The 18,440-nt window shown below is 68.4% G+C and carries 23 protein-coding genes; 11 read left to right on the top strand and 12 right to left on the bottom strand.

Features of this window, described 5'->3' with window-relative positions; translation table 11 throughout:
• Positions 1–104 precede the first annotated feature (104 nt).
• The 3 genes from C9E82_RS05265 to C9E82_RS05275 are packed head-to-tail and all read left to right on the top strand — an operon-like array spanning position 105 to position 3,462.
• Positions 105–803: a type 1 glutamine amidotransferase gene (locus tag C9E82_RS05265; RefSeq protein WP_119899705.1), complete on the top strand. Its 699-nt coding sequence runs from the start codon at positions 105–107 to the stop codon at positions 801–803.
• The gene (locus C9E82_RS05270; protein WP_119899707.1) at positions 800–2,158 is read left to right on the top strand and encodes a glutamine synthetase family protein; all 1,359 of its coding nucleotides are present in this window, start codon (positions 800–802) and stop codon (positions 2,156–2,158) included. Before C9E82_RS05265 ends, C9E82_RS05270 begins: the two co-directional genes overlap by 4 nt.
• Positions 2,155–3,462 carry an NAD(P)/FAD-dependent oxidoreductase gene (locus tag C9E82_RS05275; RefSeq protein ID WP_119899709.1) on the top strand — a complete coding sequence of 436 codons (1,308 nt, stop codon included), beginning with the start codon at positions 2,155–2,157 and terminating at the stop codon, positions 3,460–3,462. The genes C9E82_RS05270 and C9E82_RS05275 overlap by 4 nt, the downstream gene beginning before the upstream one ends.
• Before the next feature lie 22 nt (positions 3,463–3,484).
• On the opposite strand, the gene C9E82_RS05280 is transcribed toward C9E82_RS05275, so the two are convergent.
• The 3 genes from C9E82_RS05280 to C9E82_RS05290 form a co-directional block, all read right to left on the bottom strand.
• Positions 3,485–3,946, bottom strand: coding sequence for a tellurite resistance TerB family protein (locus C9E82_RS05280; protein WP_119899711.1), 462 nt, complete (start codon positions 3,944–3,946; stop codon positions 3,485–3,487).
• A 115-nt stretch (positions 3,947–4,061) separates the two neighbouring features.
• Entirely contained in the window at positions 4,062–4,967 is a 906-nt protein-coding gene (ppk2, locus tag C9E82_RS05285; RefSeq protein ID WP_119899713.1) for a polyphosphate kinase 2, read from the bottom strand.
• 112 nt (positions 4,968–5,079) lie between these two features.
• Entirely contained in the window at positions 5,080–5,556 is a 477-nt protein-coding gene (locus tag C9E82_RS05290) for a hypothetical protein (RefSeq protein WP_119899715.1), read from the bottom strand.
• Positions 5,557–5,642: 86 nt separating this feature from the next.
• On the opposite strand from C9E82_RS05290, the gene C9E82_RS05295 reads away from it, so the two are divergent.
• Positions 5,643–5,978 (top strand): alkylphosphonate utilization protein, encoded by a 336-nt coding sequence (locus C9E82_RS05295; protein WP_244935998.1) that lies wholly within the window; start codon positions 5,643–5,645, stop codon positions 5,976–5,978.
• A 61-nt stretch (positions 5,979–6,039) separates the two neighbouring features.
• On the opposite strand, the gene cobD is transcribed toward C9E82_RS05295, so the two are convergent.
• Positions 6,040–7,050 carry a threonine-phosphate decarboxylase CobD gene (cobD, locus tag C9E82_RS05300; RefSeq protein WP_119900055.1) on the bottom strand — a complete coding sequence of 337 codons (1,011 nt, stop codon included), beginning with the start codon at positions 7,048–7,050 and terminating at the stop codon, positions 6,040–6,042.
• A 162-nt stretch (positions 7,051–7,212) separates the two neighbouring features.
• On the opposite strand from cobD, the gene C9E82_RS05305 reads away from it, so the two are divergent.
• From C9E82_RS05305 to C9E82_RS05325, 5 genes are all read left to right on the top strand, one after another.
• Positions 7,213–7,716: a type III secretion system chaperone family protein gene (locus C9E82_RS05305; RefSeq protein ID WP_119900057.1), complete on the top strand. Its 504-nt coding sequence runs from the start codon at positions 7,213–7,215 to the stop codon at positions 7,714–7,716.
• A gap of 37 nt (positions 7,717–7,753) precedes the next feature.
• Complete coding sequence (gene proC / locus C9E82_RS05310) at positions 7,754–8,569, top strand: pyrroline-5-carboxylate reductase (protein ID WP_119900059.1); 816 nt, start codon at positions 7,754–7,756, stop codon at positions 8,567–8,569.
• A 10-nt stretch (positions 8,570–8,579) separates the two neighbouring features.
• Entirely contained in the window at positions 8,580–8,912 is a 333-nt protein-coding gene (locus C9E82_RS05315; RefSeq protein WP_119900061.1) for a tRNA-binding protein, read from the top strand.
• Positions 8,912–9,859 carry a 2-hydroxyacid dehydrogenase gene (locus C9E82_RS05320; protein ID WP_119900064.1) on the top strand — a complete coding sequence of 316 codons (948 nt, stop codon included), beginning with the start codon at positions 8,912–8,914 and terminating at the stop codon, positions 9,857–9,859. Before C9E82_RS05315 ends, C9E82_RS05320 begins: the two co-directional genes overlap by 1 nt.
• A gap of 77 nt (positions 9,860–9,936) precedes the next feature.
• Complete coding sequence (locus tag C9E82_RS05325) at positions 9,937–10,137, top strand: CsbD family protein (protein ID WP_119900066.1); 201 nt, start codon at positions 9,937–9,939, stop codon at positions 10,135–10,137.
• A gap of 88 nt (positions 10,138–10,225) precedes the next feature.
• Here the strand turns inward: C9E82_RS05325 and C9E82_RS05330 are convergent, their stop codons facing one another.
• Entirely contained in the window at positions 10,226–11,617 is a 1,392-nt protein-coding gene (locus tag C9E82_RS05330; RefSeq protein WP_119900068.1) for an HTTM domain-containing protein, read from the bottom strand.
• Between the two features lie 89 nt (positions 11,618–11,706).
• On the opposite strand from C9E82_RS05330, the gene C9E82_RS05335 reads away from it, so the two are divergent.
• The gene (locus tag C9E82_RS05335) at positions 11,707–12,069 is read left to right on the top strand and encodes a DCC1-like thiol-disulfide oxidoreductase family protein (RefSeq protein WP_205962211.1); all 363 of its coding nucleotides are present in this window, start codon (positions 11,707–11,709) and stop codon (positions 12,067–12,069) included.
• 55 nt (positions 12,070–12,124) lie between these two features.
• Here C9E82_RS05335 and C9E82_RS24765 read toward each other — a convergent pair whose 3' ends face one another.
• From C9E82_RS24765 to ectA, 6 genes are all read right to left on the bottom strand, one after another.
• A complete protein-coding gene (locus tag C9E82_RS24765; RefSeq protein WP_205962212.1) occupies positions 12,125–12,442 on the bottom strand; it encodes a hypothetical protein in 318 nt (105 codons plus the stop codon).
• Between the two features lie 166 nt (positions 12,443–12,608).
• The gene (locus C9E82_RS05345; protein ID WP_240643632.1) at positions 12,609–13,103 is read right to left on the bottom strand and encodes a L,D-transpeptidase family protein; all 495 of its coding nucleotides are present in this window, start codon (positions 13,101–13,103) and stop codon (positions 12,609–12,611) included.
• A 260-nt stretch (positions 13,104–13,363) separates the two neighbouring features.
• Positions 13,364–14,785, bottom strand: a complete 1,422-nt coding sequence (locus C9E82_RS05350) for an aspartate kinase (protein WP_119900094.1) — start codon at positions 14,783–14,785, stop codon at positions 13,364–13,366.
• Complete coding sequence (locus tag C9E82_RS05355; protein WP_119900072.1) at positions 14,785–15,189, bottom strand: ectoine synthase; 405 nt, start codon at positions 15,187–15,189, stop codon at positions 14,785–14,787. Before C9E82_RS05355 ends, C9E82_RS05350 begins: the two co-directional genes overlap by 1 nt.
• Positions 15,190–15,194: 5 nt before the next feature.
• On the bottom strand, positions 15,195–16,493 hold the full coding sequence (gene ectB, locus C9E82_RS05360; RefSeq protein WP_119900075.1) for a diaminobutyrate--2-oxoglutarate transaminase: 1,299 nt from the start codon (positions 16,491–16,493) through the stop codon (positions 15,195–15,197).
• Between the two features lie 46 nt (positions 16,494–16,539).
• Positions 16,540–17,073, bottom strand: coding sequence for a diaminobutyrate acetyltransferase (gene ectA / locus C9E82_RS05365; protein WP_119900077.1), 534 nt, complete (start codon positions 17,071–17,073; stop codon positions 16,540–16,542).
• A gap of 219 nt (positions 17,074–17,292) precedes the next feature.
• On the opposite strand from ectA, the gene C9E82_RS05370 reads away from it, so the two are divergent.
• Positions 17,293–17,793: a MarR family winged helix-turn-helix transcriptional regulator gene (locus C9E82_RS05370; protein ID WP_119900080.1), complete on the top strand. Its 501-nt coding sequence runs from the start codon at positions 17,293–17,295 to the stop codon at positions 17,791–17,793.
• A gap of 12 nt (positions 17,794–17,805) precedes the next feature.
• Here the strand turns inward: C9E82_RS05370 and C9E82_RS05375 are convergent, their stop codons facing one another.
• Positions 17,806–18,438, bottom strand: coding sequence for an ABC-type transport auxiliary lipoprotein family protein (locus C9E82_RS05375; RefSeq protein ID WP_119900082.1), 633 nt, complete (start codon positions 18,436–18,438; stop codon positions 17,806–17,808).
• Between the last annotated feature and the right edge of the window lie 2 nt (positions 18,439–18,440).

The raw sequence follows: 18,440 nt of genomic DNA on the forward strand, positions 1-18,440 counted from the left end.
TCGCGCCGCGCCGGGCTTCGCCAGACCGCAAAAGGGGGCAGCCCCTTGCGGTGGGGCCACTCGCGCGACTAGGTTGGGGCGACAGACAACATCGCAGGCTTTTCATGCGTATCGGCATTCTTCAATGCGGCCAGTCGCCCGCGCAGTTGAAGGACGAACTGGGCGACTATCCGGACATGTTCGTGCGGCTTCTGGCGGGGCGCGGCTTCGATTTCCGCACCTGGCATGTCGAGGCCATGGAATTCCCCGAGGCGGTGGATGCGGCCGATGGCTGGCTGCTGACGGGGTCGCGCCACGGCGCCTACGAGGATCACGCCTTCATCGCGCCGCTGGAGGATTTCATCCGCCGCGCCTATCGGGCGGGCGTGCCGCTGGTGGGGATCTGCTTCGGCCACCAGATCATCGCGCAGGCGCTTGGCGGCACGGTGGCGAAACATCCTGACGGCTGGGCCGTGGGCGCGCAGGACTATGATTTCGGCGGCCAGCCGGTGCGGCTGAACGCCTGGCACCAGGACCAGGTGGTGGCGCTTCCTCCGGATGCCGAGGTCGTCGGCCGCAACGGCTTTTGCGAGAACGCCGCGCTGGTCTATGGCGACCGCGCCTTCAGCGTGCAGGCGCATCCGGAATTCGACGACGCCTTCATCCGCGGGTTGATCGAGCATCGCGGCAAGGGGCTGGTGCCGCAGGAGTTGCAGGACCGCGCCCTGGCCCGGATGGGCGAGGCCAAGGATGCCGGGCTGCTGGCCGACCGGATCGAGAGCTTCTTCCGCCAGCCGCGCGACACCGCCAGGGGGGCCGCATGAGCGACTGGACCCAGAAGGTGCCGCAGGCCGCGCGCGACTACATGGCGGGGCGGCGGCTGGACGAGGTGGAATGCATCGTCGCCGACATCGCCGGGGTGGCGCGGGGCAAGGCGATGCCCGCCTCGAAATTCGTCCGGCAGGAAAAGTTCTACCTGCCCAACTCGATCTTCCTGCAGACCATCACCGGCGAATGGGCCGACAACCCGGCGGGCGCCTTCACCGAGCCGGACATGATCCTGACCCCGGATTTCAGCACCGCCACGGCGGCGCCCTGGACCGCGGACTGGACGCTGCAGGTCATCCACGACGCCCATGACCAGCAGGGCAACCCGATCCCGATCGCGCCGCGCAACGTGCTGAAGCGGGTGGTCAAGCTCTATCGGGACAAGGGCTGGCGGCCGGTGGTCGCCCCCGAGATGGAGTTCTTCCTGGTCGCCCGCAATGTCGATCCGAACCAGCCGATCATCCCGCCGATGGGCCGCACCGGCCGGCGCGCGGCGGCCAAGCAGGCCTATTCCATGTCGGCGGTGGACGAATACGGCAAGGTCATCGACGACATCTACGATTTCGCCGAGGCGCAGGGATTCGAGATCGACGGCATCCTGCAGGAGGGCGGCGCCGGCCAGGTCGAGATCAACCTCAACCACGGCGACCCGGTCGCGCTGGCCGACGAGATCTTCTATTTCAAGCGGCTGATCCGCGAGGCGGCGCTGCGCCACGACTGTTTCGCGACCTTCATGGCCAAGCCCATCGAGGGCGAGCCGGGCAGCGCCATGCACATGCACCATTCGGTGATCGACATGGCGACGGGGCACAACATCTTCTCCGACGAACAGGGGCGCGAGACGCCGGCCTTCCTGCATTTCATCGCCGGGATGCAGAAGCACCTGCCCGCCGCCGTGGCGCTGCTGGCGCCCTATGTGAACAGCTATCGCCGCTATGTCCCCGACTTCGCGGCGCCGATCAACCTGGAATGGGGGCGCGACAACCGCACGACCGGGCTGCGCGTGCCGATCTCGGGGCCGGAATCGCGGCGGATCGAGAACCGGCTGGCGGGGATGGACTGCAACCCCTATCTGGGCATCGCGGCCAGCCTGGCCTGCGGCTATCTGGGCCTGCTGGAGGCCGAGAACCCGCGCGCCGAATGCCTGGGCGACGCCTATATGTCGTCGCAGGACCAACTGCCCTACAACATGGGCGACGCGCTGGACCTGATGGTGGAGAGCGAGCCCATGCGCGGCGTGCTGGGCGAGGAGTTCGTGGCCGTCTACGAGGCCGTCAAGCGCAACGAATACAAGGAGTTCCTGCAGGTCATCAGCCCCTGGGAACGCGAGCACCTGCTGTTGAACGTATGAACCTGCTCTGGGCCAACGACCGGCGCGGGGAATATCCGCGCAGCCTCTATGCCGAGACGCGGGCGGCGCTGGACCCCTATCCGCCGCTGAAGGGCGAAACCCAGGCCGATGTGGCGGTGGTCGGGGCGGGCTATACCGGCCTCTCGTCGGCGCTGCACCTGGCGCGGCGCGGCTATCGCGTCGCCCTGCTGGAGGCGCATCGCGTGGGTTTCGGCGCTTCGGGGCGCAATGGCGGCCAGTTGGGCTCGGGCCAGCGGCAGGAGGTGGACTGGCTGGAGGCGAAGCTGGGCCGCGAGACGGCGCGCCGGCTGTGGGAGCTGGCCGAGGAGGCCAAGTCGCTGGTACGCAGCCTTGCCGCCGAATCCGGGGTGCCGGTCCATGACGGCGTCGCCCATGCCTGCCGCAGCCAGGCCGAGGTCGATCATGCGGCGCGGCTGGCCGGGCATCTGGCGGCCTATTACGATTACGACCGGGTCGAGCCGCTGGACCGCGCGCAACTGGCCGAGCTGCTGGGCAGCCGGGCCTATGCCGGCGGCGATCTGGACCGGGGCGCCGGGCATCTCGATCCGCTGAACCTGGCGCTCGGCATGGCGCGGCTGGCCGAATCCTCGGGCGCGCGCATCCACGAGATGAGCCATGTCCAGCGCATCGACCACGGACCGGCGGGGGGCAAGAGCCGGGTCCATTGCGAGCAGGGCCTGGTCGTCTGCGACCATGTGATCCTGGCGGCGAACGGCTATCTGGACGGGCTGGACGGCCATGTCGCGGCGCGGGTCATGCCGATCAACAACTATATCGTCGCGACCGAGCCCCTGGGCCGCAGCGCGCCCGAGATCCTGCCGGGCAATGTCGCGGTGGCGGATACGAAATTCGTGGTGAACTACTGGCGCCTGGACGAGGAGCGACGGCTGATCTTCGGCGGCGGCGAGACGGTCAGCTATCGCTTCCCCAGCGACATCGCCGGGGTGGTGCGGCCGCATCTGCTGTCGGTCTATCCGCAGCTGGAGGGCGTGCGGCTGACCCATGCTTGGGGCGGCACGCTGGCGATCACCATGAACCGGATGCCCTGTTTCGCACGGCCCGCGCCGAACTGCCTGTCGGCCAGCGGCTATTCGGGCCATGGCGTGGCGCTGGCCACGCTGGCCGGGCGGCTGATGGCCGAGGCGGTGGCGGGCCAGGCCGAGCGGTTCGACGCGATGGCGGCGGTGCCGACGCGGCCCTTCCCTGGCGGCGCGCTGCTGCGCCAGCCGCTGCTGGTGGCGGGCATGGCCTGGTACGGGCTGCGCGACCGGCTGGGGTTCTGATCTGATTCCCCGAGCAGCGGGCTCAGCGGTCCTGCTGCCCCATCGCGTCCAGCACCTGCCGGCGCATCAGCGCGGAATCGCGGTCGGTCACGCCCAGCAGGCCCGAGACCAGCCGGATCAGCGATTCCTCGTCCTGGTCGCGGTGGTCGTCGGCATAGGCGACCTCCCACATGGCGGCGACGATGCCCGCGCGATCCGACAGCGCGATGCGGTCCTTGATATGCCGGGTGAAGCGCACGGTGTCGGGGGCCTCGGCCTCGATCATCTCGGCGGCGGCGCGCCGTTCGGCGGCCTGCGCCATGTCCAGCCCGCGGCGCCGGGCCAGGATCCGGTCGATGCGCAGCCGTTCCGCATCGGTATAGTGGTCGTCCGAACGCGCCACCCGCACCAGAAGCGCGGCGATGGCGACTTCGGCATCCTGACCGGCCAGCGGGGCGGCTCCGGTTTCGTCGGAAAAGAGGCGGCTCAACAGATTGCGGAACATAGCCGCGATCATAGGCCAATTAACTGCAACGACAAGAGATTTCGCGCCCGCCCGGCAGCCGCCTGCCGGCGGCGCGAAGCGGCCGGGATCCCCTGTCGATGCCGGATAGCGGGGCCTAGTATTTCTGCGGCACGTAAAGCTCTCGCGGCAGGACCTCGCGCTCATAGTCGGGGTTGAAGACGCGGTCGGGCAGCGCGACCTCCTCATGCGGGACATCGGCATAGGGGATCATGTCCAGCAGGTGGCTGATGCAGTTCAGCCGGGCGCGCTTCTTGTCGTTGCCGGGCACGATATACCAGGGCGCCTCGGGGATGTTGGTGCGCTCGAACATCTCTTCCTTGGCCTTGGTATAGGCCTCCCAGCGGACGCGCGACTGCAGGTCCATCGGCGACAGCTTCCACTGCTTCAGCGGGTCGTGGATGCGCATCAGGAAGCGCATCTGCTGTTCCTCGTCGGTGATCGAGAACCAGTATTTCACCAGCCGGATGCCCGAGCGGACCAGCATCCGCTCGAATTCCGGGACGTCCTGGAAGAACTGCTCGACCTGGTCCTCGGATGCGAAGCCCATCACCCGCTCGACGCCGGCGCGGTTGTACCAGCTGCGGTCGAACAGCACGATCTCGCCCCCGGCGGGCAGGTGCGGGACGTAGCGCTGGAAATACCATTGCGTCTTTTCGCGGTCCGAGGGGGCGGGCAGGGCGACGGTGCGCACGACGCGGGGATTGAGCCGCTGGCTGATGCGCTTGATGACGCCGCCCTTGCCGGCCGAATCGCGGCCCTCGAAGATGACGACCACCCGTTCCTTGTGATGGCTGACCCAGTCCTGCAGCTTGATCAGCTCGGATTGCAGGCGCAGAAGCTCCTGGAAATACAGCTTGCGGTCCATCTGGTCGGGATGGTGGCTGCGATAGATGCGCCGGATCTCGGCCGAGAGGACGGCGTCCTCCAGCTCGATCTCGACATCCTCGTCCAGCGTGTCCTGCAATTCGGCTTCCAGCCAGTCCTTCGGTTCCTGAAACATCTTGCCCACCCTCTCGCTTCGCGACCGATGTAAGGGCCGAGTGTAACGGATTTAAGGCAGGTCCGTCCAAGGCAGGTCCGTCCAAGGCAGGTCCGTCCAAGGTTGGTCCGCGTCAGCGCCGGAATTTCGCGGCGCAATCGGGGGTGACGGCCAGCACGAAGCCCTCGCGCCCGCCATCCACCGTGCCGCACCAGGCGCCGTCGGTGGAAAACAGGCTGCGGGTGCCGCGGGCGGGGCGATAGGCGATGCGGCGGCCGTTCACGTCGAACAGGTTCAGCACGCCCGCCGCGCTGGGGGCGTAATAGCCCAGCACGCCGCCATCGGCGGTGATGATCAGCCGGCGTTCATTGGCCGGGTTCGTGGGCCGGTTGTTCCAGGTCGTGGGCCGGTTCGCGGCGTTGCTGGCCGAATTGGCCGCCGCATTGGGCGAGTTCGCGGCGCGGGCCGGGCTGTTCGCCGGATGGCCGGGGCCGAGGTCGAAGGGCAGGCGGGTCTGGTCGAGGACGATCAGCGGCGCATCCGCAAGCGCGGGGATGCCGAGCCAGGCGGCGGCGATGATGGCGGCAAGGCGGGTCGGGGTCGGGCGCATGGCGGGCTCTGGTTCACGGTCGGCCCATTCTGCGCCGGAACGCGGGTGGGGAACAGCCGCGATTGTGCCGGGGGCGTCAGGGGGCTATGCCGGTCGGCGATTGGCGCAAGGGGATCGAGGCGATGGCTGGCGATGACGACTATGTCTATGACGAGGAAAGCGGCGAGTGGCGCCCGGCATCGGAAATGGCCGCCGAGGCCGCGGCGGCATCGGTGGCCCGCGACGCCTCGGGCAACCTGCTGGCCGATGGTGATTCGGTCGTGCTGGTCAAGGACCTGAAGGTGAAGGGCACCAGCACCACGCTGAAACAGGGCACGGTGATCCGCTCGATCCGGCTGACCGCCAATCCCGAGGAGGTGGATTGCCGGCACGACGCGATCCGGGGGCTGGTGCTGCGCACCGAGTTCCTGCGCAAGCGCTGAAGCCGCGGCGGGGGCGGCGACGGGGGCGGAGGGGCGCTGCCCCTCTTGGCCTGCGGCCAATTCACCCCGAGGTATTTTTCGAGGAGTGCGAGGGGCGGAGGGCGGCCTTGAGCCGGTCCCATTCGTCATGGCTGCCGGGGATGCCGAGGCGCAGCCAGGTCGCGGAATAGGGGAAGCGGCGCGTCCAGATATGGGCGCGGGCCAGCGCCTCTTGCGCGGCCGTCGCGTCGGGCGTGTCGTAGAGGCGGAAGAGATGCGTGCCGCCCGCCGCGCGCCAGCCCGCCGCCAGCGCCAGCCGGTCGAGGCGCAGGCTGGCTTCGGAATGGTAGAGCACCGCATCATCGGCCCAGTCGCGGTCGGCCATGGCCCGCGCGCCGATCTCCAGCGCGGGGCCGCTGACCGCCCAGGGGCCCGCCGCCTGGGCCAGGGCGTCGCGCAGGGCGGGGGCGGCGATCACGAAGCCGAGCCGCAGCCCCGCCAGCCCCCAGAACTTGCCGAAGCTGCGCAGGATCAGCGTGTTGTCGGGCGCCTGCCGGGCCAGCGACAGGTCGGGGCGGGGATCGGCGAAGCTTTCGTCAACGACCAGCTGGCCGACGGTCCCGGCCAGCCGGGCAAGCGCCTCGGGCTGCCATTCGCGGCCGTCGGGATTGTTGGGATTGACCACGACCGCCAGGTCGGCGCCCGCCATTTCCGCGATGTCGGGGACCTGGTGGACCTGCCAGCCGGCGGCGCGCAGGCTGGCGGCATGTTCGTTGTAGCTGGGGGCGATGACGGCGGCGCGGCCGGGCGCCAGCAGGCGCGGGATCAGCTGGATCGCGGCCGAGGCGCCGGCCATGGGCAGCAGCCGGGCGGGATCGCAGCCCAGCCAGCCGGCGGCGGCGGCGATCAGCCGCGCCTCGGCCGCGGCGGTGGGAAGGGCCTGCCAGGCATGGTCCGGCAGCGGGCCGACCGGCCAGGGGCGGCGGTTGATTCCCGTCGAGAGGTCGATCCAGTCGCCGGCGCCGAACCGCGCCCGTGCCACGTCGATATCGCCGCCGTGATCGCGCCTGCCGCCCGGTTGTCCACAGCTCATTTCCCGCCCCAGCGCCTTGTCGGTTAAAATTCGCTTTACAGTTTAGCCATTCCGAACCACGATATATGGTATGAGCAGCCGGGTGACTACGCCCGTTTTTGAGAACGCCACCAAAGATAGCGGCGCAAGAACCGCGCGGACAGAGAGAGGCAGGAGGCAGCCATGCCACAGACCGATCATTACATCCACAGCGACGACATCCACCCCATCGACATCGTCGAGACGGTGGCGGTGCACCATGACTGGGATTTCGACCGGCTGGCCGAGGATCAGATCGCGATGGTGGTCGAGGGCCAGTGGCGCAGCTATTCGCTGACCCTGGCCTGGTCGCCGCGCGAGGAGGTGCTGCGGCTGATCTGCACCTTCGACATGGATCCGCCCGCCGATCGGCTTGGCCTGATCTACGAGACGCTGAACCTGGCCAATGACCAGGTCTGGGACGGCGGCTTCACCTATTGGGCGCAGCAGCGGCTGATGGTCTGGCGCTATGGGCTGGTGCTGGCGGGCGATGCGGTCGCCTCGCCCGAGCAGATCGACCAGATGATCGGCAATGCGCTGATCGCCTGCGAACGCTTCTACCCCTCGTTCCAGCTGGTCGGCTGGGGCGATACCACGCCCGAGGCGGCGCTGGACATCGCCCTGGGCGAGGCCTACGGACGGGCATGAGGGGGCGCGCCGCCCCCCAGGGCGATGAGGGGAGCGGATGAGCGAATTCGACGACATCAATGCGCGGGGTCTGGTTCTGGTCGGTTGCGGCCGGATGGGCGGCGCGATGCTGAAGGGCTGGCTGGCGCGGGGGCTGGAGCCCGGCGCCACCACCGTGATCGACCCGCGGATCGGCGAGGAATGGAAGGGCAAGGGGCTGCGCCTGAACGCGCCGCTGCCGGCCAATCCCGCGGTCCTGGTGCTGGCGGTCAAGCCGCAGATGATGGCCGACGCGCTGGGAGAGCTGCGTGAGCTGGCCGATACGCTGGTCGTCTCGGTCGCGGCGGGCACCACCATCGCCAGCTTCGAGGCGGCATTCCCCGGCGCGCCCATCGTGCGCGTCATGCCCAACACGCCGGCTGCGATCGGGCAGGGGATATCGGCGCTGATCGGCAACGAGGCGGCGAGTGCCGCGCATCTGGACCTGGCCGAATCGCTGATGGCTGCCGTCGGCCGCGTCGTGCGGCTGGACAGCGAATCGCAGATGGACGCCGTCACCGGCCTGTCGGGCAGCGGCCCAGCCTATGTCTTCCACCTGATCGAGGCGATGGCCAAGGCGGGTGAGTCGCAGGGCCTGCCGGCGGCGCTGTCCCTGGAACTGGCGCGGATGACCGTCGCCGGCGCGGGAGCGCTGGCCATCCATGCCGACGAGGATCCGGCCGTGCTGCGCGAGAACGTGACCTCGCCCGGCGGGACCACGGCGGCGGGGCTGGCCGTGCTGATGGATGCCGAGACCGGCCTGCCGCCGCTGATGGCGCGCACCGTCGCCGCCGCGACCCGGCGCGGGCGCGAGCTGGGCAAGGGCGGGGCGTAAGGCGGCCGCAATGACGATCACTTTCGACGACTTCCTGAAGCTGGACATCCGCGTCGGCACCATCCTGCGCGCCGAGCCCTTCCCCGAGGCGCGCAAGCCCGCGATCAAGCTGTGGCTGGACCTGGGCGCGCTGGGGCAGCGCAAATCCTCGGCCCAGATCACCCGCCACTATGATCCCGCCGCGCTGGTCGGCAAGCAGGTGCTGTGCGTGGCGAACTTTCCGCCGCGCCAGATCGGCCCGTTCATGTCCGAGGTGCTGGTCCTTGGCGTGCCGGATGGCGAGAACGAGGTGGTGCTGGTCCGGCCCGACCTGGAGGTGCCGAACGGAGGGAGGCTTTACTGATGAAACTTCTGGTGACGCGGCCGATGACGGCGCGGGCGACGGCGGCGATCTCGGCCGCGTTCGAGGCGACATTCCACGAGGGCGATCCGCTGACCGAGGCCGATGCCGCGCAGGCGATGCGTAACTATGACGCGATCCTGCCGACGCTTGGCGACCGCTTTTCGGCCGGGGCGTTCCGCGGCGATGCGCGCTGCCGGATCCTGGCGAATTTCGGGGCGGGCTTCAACCATATCGACATCGAGGCCGCGCGGGCCGCGGGCGTCGTGGTCACGAATACCCCCGATGTCGTCACCGACGCCACCGCCGATATCGCGGTGATGTTGATCCTGATGTGCGCCCGCCGCGCCTCGGAAGGGGAACGGATGCTGCGCGCGGGCGAATGGACCGGCTGGAAGCCCACGCAGATGCTGGGCAGCCATGTCACCGGCGCGACCGTGGGCATCATCGGCATGGGTCGGATCGGCAAGGCCATCGCCCGGCGCTGCCACCTGGGCTTCGGCATGAATGTCGTGTTCCACAACCGCTCGAACGTCTCGGCGCTGGACATCCCGGCGCAGCAGATGCCCGACCTGGCCGAGACGCTGCAGGCCTGCGACTTCGCCGTCGTCGCGGTGCCGGGCGGGGCGGGCACGCGGCATCTGATCGGCGCCGAGGAGCTGCGGGCGCTGGGGCCCGAGGGCTATCTGGTCAATATCGCGCGCGGCGATGTGGTCGACGAGGCGGCGCTGATCGAGGCGCTGCGCGAGGGCCGCATCAGGGGCGCCGGGCTGGACGTCTATGAACGCGAGCCCGAGGTGCCCGAGGCGCTGATCCGGCTCTCCAATACCACGCTGCTGCCGCATCTGGGCACCGCCACCGACGAGGTCCGCACCGAGATGGGCCTGCGCGCGCTGCAGAACCTGCTGGCCTTCCGCGACGGCGCCGCGCCGCCCGACCGGGTCGCTTAACATTTGACGTTCGGGGGAACTTCGACGCGCCCCCTCGTGTTGGGTCGGCATAATCGATCCACATGAAGGAGAATGACATGAACTGGGATATCATTCAGGGCAAGTGGAAGCAGCTGAAGGGCTCGGTCAAGGAGAAATGGGGCGAGCTGACCGATGACGAGATCGACCAGATCGACGGCAACAAGGACAAGCTGGCCGGCAAGCTGCAGGAGAAATACGGCTGGGCCAAGGACAAGGCCGATGCCGAGATCGACGAATATTTCCGGGACCGGGGCTGAGGCCCGTCGTTCTTCTTGCAAGGACAGTCGGAAGGGGCGCCTGCGGGCGCCCCTTTTGCCGTTTCGCGCGGGGTAGCGACCGTCCCGCTCAGCCGCCGATCCCGTAGAGCCTGCGATTGTCGGCGACGCCCCATGCGGGTTCCTCCAGCGGCAGCACCCAGGGATCGGCCCGCAGCGGATCGACGCGCACCTGCGTCAGGTCGGTGCCCGGCGCGATGAAATACTGGCAGGGGCGGCCGTTCAGGGATTTGCAGATCTCGGCATAGACGGCGACCTCGTGGCCCTGCGCGCGCCACAGATCGGCCAGGTGATTGGCGAACTGGTGGATCAGGTCGGCGCGGACAAGCATCTTGTCGGCCTGGCGGGGGGTCAGGAACTGGGTCGGCTCGATTTCCCAGAACTGGCCGCTGCGGTGATCGGCAAGGATGAAGACGCCCTCGGCCGCGCGGTCATAGATCCGCATCCGCCACGAGAAGCGGTGGCCGTCGCCGCTCCAGCGGATCTCGGAATCGAACAGCGTGCCTCGGATCGGGGCCACCAGCTGCACCGCGATCCACAGCGCCATCGCCAGCAGCGCGATGCGCGGCAAGGGCGCGCGGGGGGCGGCCGGTGCCATCGGCGCGGCCGCTTGCCCGCGCAGCCGTGAGACGAGGTGCGAGGGCCAGTCCGGCGCGAAGAAGATCGTCGTGGCGGCGATGGTCAGCCAGGGGAAGATGCCGATGTTGAAGAACCAGGCATTGGCGCAGTGAAAGACGCAATAGACCAGGAACACCGCCAGCCGCGTCTTGCGCCACATCAGCAGCGGCGCACCCAGCACATGCAGCGCGATCACCCCCCAGCAGGCGGCGACGATTACCCAGTCGGGCTGGAACAGCGGCGCCAGCCACAGCCCCTCGACCCGGTCGCGCAGCCACAGCCCCAGGGGCTCGCCCCGCAGCCAGTCGGGCGTCAGCTTGACCAGCCCGGCATAGAGCAGCACGATCTCGGTCTGGGCCTGCAGGATGAAGACGGCGGCCGCGGGGACACGGCGGTCGGGCGCGGGGCGGATCAGCGCGTCCAGCGACCAGATCCGCGCCGCCGGCAGGAAGCACAGAAGCACCGCGTAAAGCAGCACCAGATAGAAATGGTTCAGGTATTCCGCCGCATCCAGCAGGAAGAACCAGGCGAAAAGCAGCGTCAGCGCGACGATCGCCAGCCGATAGAACAGCCCCAGCATGACCAGCGCCGCGGCCAGCCCCACGCCCAGCCAGGCGATCTGGATCCAGGGTTCGGGCAGCGGGCGGACCCAGTCGAAACCGGGATAGGAAAAGTGGAACTCGGGCTGGATCCAATAGCGCCAGACGCGCCCATGGGCGATGAAGCGCCAGCAATCCCACAGCAGCAGCGCGCCGAAGGCGATGCGGAACAGCGCCAGCGACTGCGCGGGAACGCCGCGCGACAGATGGGCTTGGAACGCCGTCAGGCTTGTGGCAACGGTCATGGCCGGGTCTTCCGCTTGGATCGCGTCACGGGAATTACGCTGGACCCCATGCGTTTATTCCGTGAAAATTCGCAAGACCGGAGAAAAAAGTGACCGAGCGGCTGGAAATCGTCTATGACGGGCAATGCCCCTTCTGCACCGCCTATACGCGGATGCTGAACCTGCGCCGCGCGGTCGGCGAGGTCGAGCTGATCGACGCGCGCTCGGGCGATCCGCGGGTCGCGGCGCTGAGGCGCGACGGGGTCGATCTGGACGAGGGCATGGCGGTGCGGCATGGCGGCAGGCTCTATCACGGGGCCGAGGCGGTGCAATTGCTGGCGGCGCTGTCGGCGCCGGGCGGCATGATGCGGGCATTGCTGAAATCCCCGCGCCGGGCGGCACTGATCTATCCGCTGCTGCGGGCGGGACGACGGCTGACCCTGCGATTGCTGGGACGCCCGCCGATCGGCTGACGGCCGGACACGCCGGTCGCGGGACCGGCGTGTCCTTCCCAGGGCGCAGGCCCGGTCAGTCGTCGTCGTCGTGGCGGCGCCAGCCCCGGCGGCCGTCATCGTCGTCGTCGTCGCGGGAAAAGCCGCGATACCCGCGCCGCCCGTCGTCGTCATCGTCATGCTTGCGCGAAAAGCCCCTGCCGCGGCGCCCGTCGTCATCGTCGTCATTGCGGTAGATGTAGCGATGCCCGCGGTCGGGCTGCTTGTAGACGCTGCTGCCGTGGAGGATGCTGCGCAGGAACAGGTTGAAGGGATCGTCGAGGGCGAAGGCGGTGCCGGGCATGGCCGCGGTGCCGGCCACGGCGACGACCATCAGCGCTTTGAGCGGTTTCATCTCTGTCTCCATCTTCAGTGCGGCACCTGCTGGCCGCGGGAAGACTACGTTTCAGATCCGGTTCTATTCCGCTTCGGGCATCATTTTTCTGCGCCGGAAGGCATGGGGAACACGGGCGCGGCCCCCGCTGGCGGGCGGGGACCGGCGGGCCCGGAGGGCGCAAGGCTCAGGGCTTGATGAAGATCGGCGTGCCGGGCCGGACCAGGTCGAAGATCTCGGCCATTTCGGAATCGGTCACGGCGGCGCAGCCTCGGGTCCAGTCGGGCGGCGGGTTCTGGACCCGCGCGCCGCGGCCGTGGATGAAGATGTCGCCACCCGGATCGCGGCCCTGGCGGCGGGCATGGGCGCGGTCGGCCGCATTCGGATAGGATATTCCCAGCGACAGGAAGAAATTCGAATTGGGATTGCGATGGGTGATGTAATACAATCCCTCGGGCGTTCGACCATCGCCCCTGAAACGTTTATGGCCTTCCGGATTTGTGCCAAGATCGACGCGATATTTCCGCACGGCGGTCCTGCCATTCAGCAGATACAGCGTTCGTTCCGATTTATCCAGCAGAAGCTGGGTGATCTCGGGGCTGCTGGCATTGATGTTCGCCTGCGCGGAAGGCGCGGGCAGGCAAAGGGCCAGCATCAAGGCGAAGGCGAGGACGGGACGCATCATACTCTCCGCATTAATCGTGAAAGAGGGAAATCTTGCTCTGGTGGAATCAGAACGGAAAAGCGGAAGCGATATTCCGGTGGTCAGCAGTTTTTCATTCGATTCCTTTCCGGATCGGGGGGCGTGATGACCGGGAAGATTAAGGCCGAGGGGTAAAGGATCGGTGAATCGGAAAGCGGAAATTCCGGTTCAGGACAGAGGAAAGCCGCGACCCCTGCAGGGCCGCGGCTTTCATCGCGTCATTCGGAAAAGGGCCGGGGTCAGGCGGCCCTGGGCAGCGCCTCTCTGCGGTCGAAGAAGGCGCCGTGCAGGGCGCCGATCGCGGCGGCCAGGTCCTCGCGTTCAAGGATGAACTGCGTATCCACGTTGCGCGGCCCCTGGCTGGCGCCCACCGCGGCCAGGCCGCGATCGGCCAGCGCCTGAAGCCCGCGCATCAGCACCGACAGCCCGTTCAGGTCGCGCCCGATCACCGAGGCGATGGCCAGCATCCGCGAGGTGATCCGCGCCTGCGGATAGAGCTGCGCCAGGTCCTTCTCGACCCGCCGCAGGACCTTCAGCGAGGCGTCCACGTAATGGGTGATCGTGTTCGCGTTCGAGACCTTGGACAGTATCCGCACGTCATGGCGGGTCAGCACCTGAAGGATCGCCGCGTCATAGCCCTTGACGCCGACCATGTCCTGCTCGAACAGCTCCAGCGCGACCACCTCGACGCCGGTGACGATCTCGACCGCCGGGCGTTCGGCGGGCTGGTCGTCGATCAGCGTGCCGGGATCGCCGGGATCGAAGGCGTTCGTCACGCGCAGCGGCACCTGGGCGCGGCGCAGGGTCTTGGCGGCGCTGGGATGGATCGCCTCCATGCCCATGTTCGACAGCTGGTCGGCGACGTCGTAATTCGTGCGGCCCAGCTTCTGCACCGCGTCCTGCCCGACCAGTTTCGGATCGGCCGAGGACAGGTGGAACTCCTTGTGGATGATCGCCTCGCGCGCGCCGGTCAGGGCGGCCAGGCGCGAGAACGTCACCTCGGAATAGCCGCGGTCATATTCCCGCATCAGGCCTTCGGAACATTGCGCATAGCCGGTGACGATGGGCATCTCGGTGGCCGGGTCGATCCCCCGCATGGCGCGGGTGATGCGTTCGTCCAGCGTCACTTCGTCCTCGTCGCGCCAGCCCGACAGGTCGACCAGCCGCGCATTCACGCCCGCGCGCTGCAAAAGCAGCGTGGCGACCAGCGCGGAATGCGCCTCGCCCAGGCCGGACAGCAATTCGCGGATCTGCAGCATGTGGCGCGACAGGCGGAAATGGCCGTAGGAGCACAGCCGCTGCAGATCGATCAGGCAGTTGCGCGCGCCCTGGATCCGGTCGCGGACGAATTCGGCGGCGCGGGCGCGGTCGGCATCATGGCTCAGCAGCGCGTCATGACGCTCGGTCATCGCGGCACCGACCCGGTCCAGCGCCTCGTGCCAGCCGTGATCGCCGTCGGCGCGGGCGAAATGCGCATAGACCCCGGCCTTGCCGGTCTTCTTGTGTTCCAGCAGCATGTCGGTGATCCCGCCGAAGGCCGAGACCACGAAGATCCGGCCATAGAGATCCGCGCCGTCGCGGCCGTCCAGGAACAGCGTCTCCAGCAGCAGGTCCAGCTTCGACATCGAGGTGCCGCCGATCTTCTCGACCGTATGCGCCATCATGCCTCCCGCAGCTCTTCGGCGGCGGCGTAGGAGCCGTCCTCGCGATGCACCTCGGTGCCGGTCACGGGCGGGTTGAAGCAGCAGGCCATGACCAGCTTTTCATCCGCGCGCAGCCTGTGGCGGTCATGCAGGTTCAGCGCATACATGACGCCGGGCGCGATCGGATGCGTCTCGCCGGTGGCGAGGTCGGTGACCCTACCGCGCCCCTCGATGCAATAGACGCTTTCGAAATGGTTCTTGTATTCGAAGGTATGCTCGGAGCCGGCCTCCAGGATGGTGATGTGGAAGGAAAATCCCATCCCGTCGCCGGCCAGCAGCATCCGCACGCTGGTCCATTGCGCGTCCGAGACGACGCGGTCCCGGTCTTCCTGGACGATCCTGTTGAAATCACGAACGATCATGTCGGTTACTCCGCTGCGATCTTGTTGCCGTCGAGGGTGGTGCGGGCGGCCTCCAGCAGGATGCCCAGCCCCTCGCGCAGAATCTCGTCGGGGGTGGTCAGGGGGGCAAGGATCTTGACGACCTCGCCATGCGGCCCCGAGGTCTCGACGATCAGCCCCTGCTGGAAGGCGCGGGCGCAGATCTCGCCGGCCAGATCGCCCGACAGCAGGTCGGCGCCGCGCATCATGCCGCGGCCCTTCAGCCGTGCGCCGGGGACCAGCGCGGCCAGTTGCTCCAGCCCCTCGGCGACGATCCGGGCCTTGCGCTCGAACTGCGCGGCGAAGCGGTCGTCCGCCCAGAACTTCTCGATCGCGACGCGGGCGGTGACGAAGGCATGGGTATTGCCCCGGAAGGTGCCGTTATGCTCGGCCGGGCCAAGCACGTCATGTTCGGGTCGCATCAGCACCAGTGCCATCGGCAGGCCGAAGCCCGACAGCGATTTCGCCATGGTCACGATGTCGGGCGCAATCCCCATCCCGTCGAAGGAAAAGAACCCGCCCGCCCGGCCGCAGCCGGCCTGGATGTCGTCGACGATCAGCAGCGCGCCATGATCGCGGGCCAGCCCGGCCACGCGGCGCAGCCATTCGGGGCGCGCGGCATTCAGCCCGCCCTCGCCCTGCACGGTTTCCAGAAGGATCGCCGCCGGCGCGTCCAGCCCCGAGGACGGATCGGCCAGCATCCGCTCCAGCAGATCGGCGCTGTCCACGCCCTCGGCATAGCCGTCATAGGGCAGGCGGGTCACGCCGCCCAGGCCCACGCCCGCGCCGCCCCGGTGATAGCCGTTGCCGGTTGCGGCCAGCGCGCCCAGGGTGACGCCGTGGAAGCCGTTGGTGAAGGCCACGACATTGGTCCGGCCGGTGGCCTTGCGGGCGATCTTCATCGCCGCCTCGACCGCATTGGCGCCGGTCGGGCCGGTGAACATCAGCCGGTGATCCATGCCGCGCGGCTGCAGGATATGGGTCTCGAAGGCGCGCAGGAACGCGGCCTTCGGGCCGGTATGCAGGTCCAGCCCGTGGGCGATGCCGTCGCTGTCCAGGTGCCGCATCAGCGCGGCCTTCATGTCCGGGTCGTTATGGCCGTAGTTCAGCGAGGAACAGCCGGCCAGGAAGTCGATATAGCGGCGGCCCTGCGCGTCGGTCAGCTCTGCCCCGCGGGCAGCGGTGAAGGTGACGGGGAAGCCGCGGCAGTAAGAGCGGGCCTCGCTTTCGCGGCGGGCAAAGATGTCGCCGCCAGGAACGGTGCCGTTGGAAACGGTATCGGTCATGGATCGTCCTTTCGGGAAGTCGTGGTTTGCCGGTGACGGCGCTGGATCAGGCGGCGCGGGCCAGCAGGGTCCGTTCGGGCAGGGCGATGGTCACCAGATGCTCGGTCGCGTGGCGTCCGCCGAAATGGGCGTCGCGCGTGAAATGCGGCCGGTCCGTCAGCGTGCCGCCCATCCGGCGCGCGAAGCTGCGAAACAGCGCCCAGGATGCGCGGTTGTCCGGCGTGATCGTGGTCTTCAGCGCCCGCGCGCCCCGGCAGGCCTCGCGGCCCATCAGATGGGCCAGCATCCTGCGGCCCAGTCCCAGCCCGCGCGCCCTGGGGCTGACCGCGACCTGCCAGACGAAGAAGGCATCCTCGTTCGGGATCATGTGGCCCGAGACCCAGCCGGCGATCTCGCCGTCAAGCTCGGCCAGGACGCAGGTGTCGCGGAAATGCTCGGCCTGGATCAGGTTGCAATACATCGAATTCTCGTCCAGCGGCTTGCAGGCGCGGACCAGTTCCCAGATTCCGGCGCCGTCTCTTGCATCCGGCTTGCGCAGCAGGGGCGTGGGCGGTTCGGGCGGTCTGGCATCGTTTCGCATCTGATCACTTTTCGTCGTTTCGTTCGTCAGACTAAGTAGCTTGATGCCAAGATGGTTTCAACAGGCTAAGCAGTTTTTCGCACAACTGTCAGAAAAATGCCAAAAATTGCCCGTGTATCTTACGATCTTCTGCCGAATATCGCTTCGTATCCCTAACCATTCTTGCGGCAATGCTTTGGCGATTGAAGCAATATGCGCCCCTGTGCGATAGTTGCCGGCATGGACAGCCACGGCAATGACCGCACCGATCAGAGCCTCATCGCGCTGCGCAGGATCCTGCGCGCGACAGAGCTTTACGAGCGGTCGCTGGCGCAGGCGGCGGGGCTGACGCCGGCGCAGCTGCGGGTGCTGCAGATCGTCGCGGCGGGCGGGGCCGAGGGCGTGACGCCCAAGATGCTGGCGCGGCAGATGGGGGTCAGCCAGGCCACGGTGACGGCGCTGGTGGACAAGCTGGTCCTGCGGCAGGCGGTGCGGCGGCTGCGGTCGGAAACCGACCGGCGGCAGACCGACGTGGTCATCACCGATGCCGGACAGCGGGCGGTCGAGACTGCGCCCGACGCCCTGCAGCAACGCTTCGTGCGCGCCTTCGAACAGTTGCAGGACTGGGAACAGGCGCAGCTCGTCGCCTCGCTGGAGCGGGTGGCGGCGATGCTGAACGCCGATGGCTTCGACGCCTCGCCGGTGCTGGCCACGGGCGACATCCGGCTGAGCCACGGCTGAGAGGCGCGCCCCTCAGCGGCAGCTGGACGGATTGACCCCGGCGGCGCGCAGGCCCCAGTCGGTCATCTGCGCGACCAGCTGCTGTCCCGCCGCATCGAAGGCCGGGATCAGGTCCTCGGTGCGGGTGCTGGGCGCCTGGGTCGTGACCGAGAAGCTGCCGCGCGAGGCGACGCTGGCATCCATCTCGCGCACCATCTGGGCATCGACGGTCATCCGCACGATCGCACCCTTTCCGGCAAGTTCCGCGTTGAAGTCCTTGATCTCGCTGATAAGCGCATAGTCCCCGGCGACCCCAAGAGGCGCCCGGCCGACATGCGAGAAGCTGTCATAGGCCCCCAGCGTCTCGACCAGCATCCGCTGCAGCGTGGCGGGGACCGGATCGCCCCAGACCGCGTCGGGCAGGTATTGCGTCTGCAGCGCCGAGGGCCGGATCATGATCCGTTCGCTGTCCAGCGTGCCGCGGGTCTTGGGCAGTTCCACCACCAGCTCGCCGATCCGGCCGCGGCCGCATTGGCGGGCCGTGACCTCGGGGCCGCGCAGCTCGAAGACGTCGCGGTCGGGTTCGCCCTGCAGCAGCGACAGGGCGGCGCAGCCGGGCAGGGCGGTGGTGGCGGTCAGGGCAAGAAGCAGGGCGGGCAGGCGCATCG

The organism is Paracoccus sigandri (assembly GCF_003709565.1).
GTDB lineage: Bacteria > Pseudomonadota > Alphaproteobacteria > Rhodobacterales > Rhodobacteraceae > Paracoccus > Paracoccus siganidrum.

What these genes read in the sequence shown, in the direction of transcription:
- cobD (WP_119900055.1), bottom strand. Translation starts at nt 7,050, where the DNA reads ATGAGCTGTGGACAACCGGGCGGCAGGCGCGATCACGGCGGCGATATC.
- C9E82_RS05320 (WP_119900064.1), top strand. Translation starts at nt 8,912, where the DNA reads ATGAAACTTCTGGTGACGCGGCCGATGACGGCGCGGGCGACGGCGGCG.
- ectB (WP_119900075.1), bottom strand. Translation starts at nt 16,493, where the DNA reads ATGACCGATACCGTTTCCAACGGCACCGTTCCTGGCGGCGACATCTTT.
- C9E82_RS05370 (WP_119900080.1), top strand. Translation starts at nt 17,293, where the DNA reads ATGGACAGCCACGGCAATGACCGCACCGATCAGAGCCTCATCGCGCTG.
- C9E82_RS05280 (WP_119899711.1), bottom strand. Translation starts at nt 3,946, where the DNA reads ATGTTCCGCAATCTGTTGAGCCGCCTCTTTTCCGACGAAACCGGAGCC.
- C9E82_RS24765 (WP_205962212.1), bottom strand. Translation starts at nt 12,442, where the DNA reads ATGAAACCGCTCAAAGCGCTGATGGTCGTCGCCGTGGCCGGCACCGCG.
- C9E82_RS05295 (WP_244935998.1), top strand. Translation starts at nt 5,643, where the DNA reads ATGCCGGTCGGCGATTGGCGCAAGGGGATCGAGGCGATGGCTGGCGAT.
- C9E82_RS05330 (WP_119900068.1), bottom strand. Translation starts at nt 11,617, where the DNA reads ATGACCGTTGCCACAAGCCTGACGGCGTTCCAAGCCCATCTGTCGCGC.
- C9E82_RS05345 (WP_240643632.1), bottom strand. Translation starts at nt 13,103, where the DNA reads ATGCGTCCCGTCCTCGCCTTCGCCTTGATGCTGGCCCTTTGCCTGCCC.
- C9E82_RS05265 (WP_119899705.1), top strand. Translation starts at nt 105, where the DNA reads ATGCGTATCGGCATTCTTCAATGCGGCCAGTCGCCCGCGCAGTTGAAG.
- ectA (WP_119900077.1), bottom strand. Translation starts at nt 17,073, where the DNA reads ATGCGAAACGATGCCAGACCGCCCGAACCGCCCACGCCCCTGCTGCGC.
- C9E82_RS05270 (WP_119899707.1), top strand. Translation starts at nt 800, where the DNA reads ATGAGCGACTGGACCCAGAAGGTGCCGCAGGCCGCGCGCGACTACATG.
- C9E82_RS05290 (WP_119899715.1), bottom strand. Translation starts at nt 5,556, where the DNA reads ATGCGCCCGACCCCGACCCGCCTTGCCGCCATCATCGCCGCCGCCTGG.
- C9E82_RS05275 (WP_119899709.1), top strand. Translation starts at nt 2,155, where the DNA reads ATGAACCTGCTCTGGGCCAACGACCGGCGCGGGGAATATCCGCGCAGC.
- ppk2 (WP_119899713.1), bottom strand. Translation starts at nt 4,967, where the DNA reads ATGTTTCAGGAACCGAAGGACTGGCTGGAAGCCGAATTGCAGGACACG.
- C9E82_RS05375 (WP_119900082.1), bottom strand. Translation starts at nt 18,438, where the DNA reads ATGCGCCTGCCCGCCCTGCTTCTTGCCCTGACCGCCACCACCGCCCTG.
- C9E82_RS05355 (WP_119900072.1), bottom strand. Translation starts at nt 15,189, where the DNA reads ATGATCGTTCGTGATTTCAACAGGATCGTCCAGGAAGACCGGGACCGC.
- C9E82_RS05325 (WP_119900066.1), top strand. Translation starts at nt 9,937, where the DNA reads ATGAACTGGGATATCATTCAGGGCAAGTGGAAGCAGCTGAAGGGCTCG.
- C9E82_RS05305 (WP_119900057.1), top strand. Translation starts at nt 7,213, where the DNA reads ATGCCACAGACCGATCATTACATCCACAGCGACGACATCCACCCCATC.
- C9E82_RS05350 (WP_119900094.1), bottom strand. Translation starts at nt 14,785, where the DNA reads ATGGCGCATACGGTCGAGAAGATCGGCGGCACCTCGATGTCGAAGCTG.
- C9E82_RS05315 (WP_119900061.1), top strand. Translation starts at nt 8,580, where the DNA reads ATGACGATCACTTTCGACGACTTCCTGAAGCTGGACATCCGCGTCGGC.
- proC (WP_119900059.1), top strand. Translation starts at nt 7,754, where the DNA reads ATGAGCGAATTCGACGACATCAATGCGCGGGGTCTGGTTCTGGTCGGT.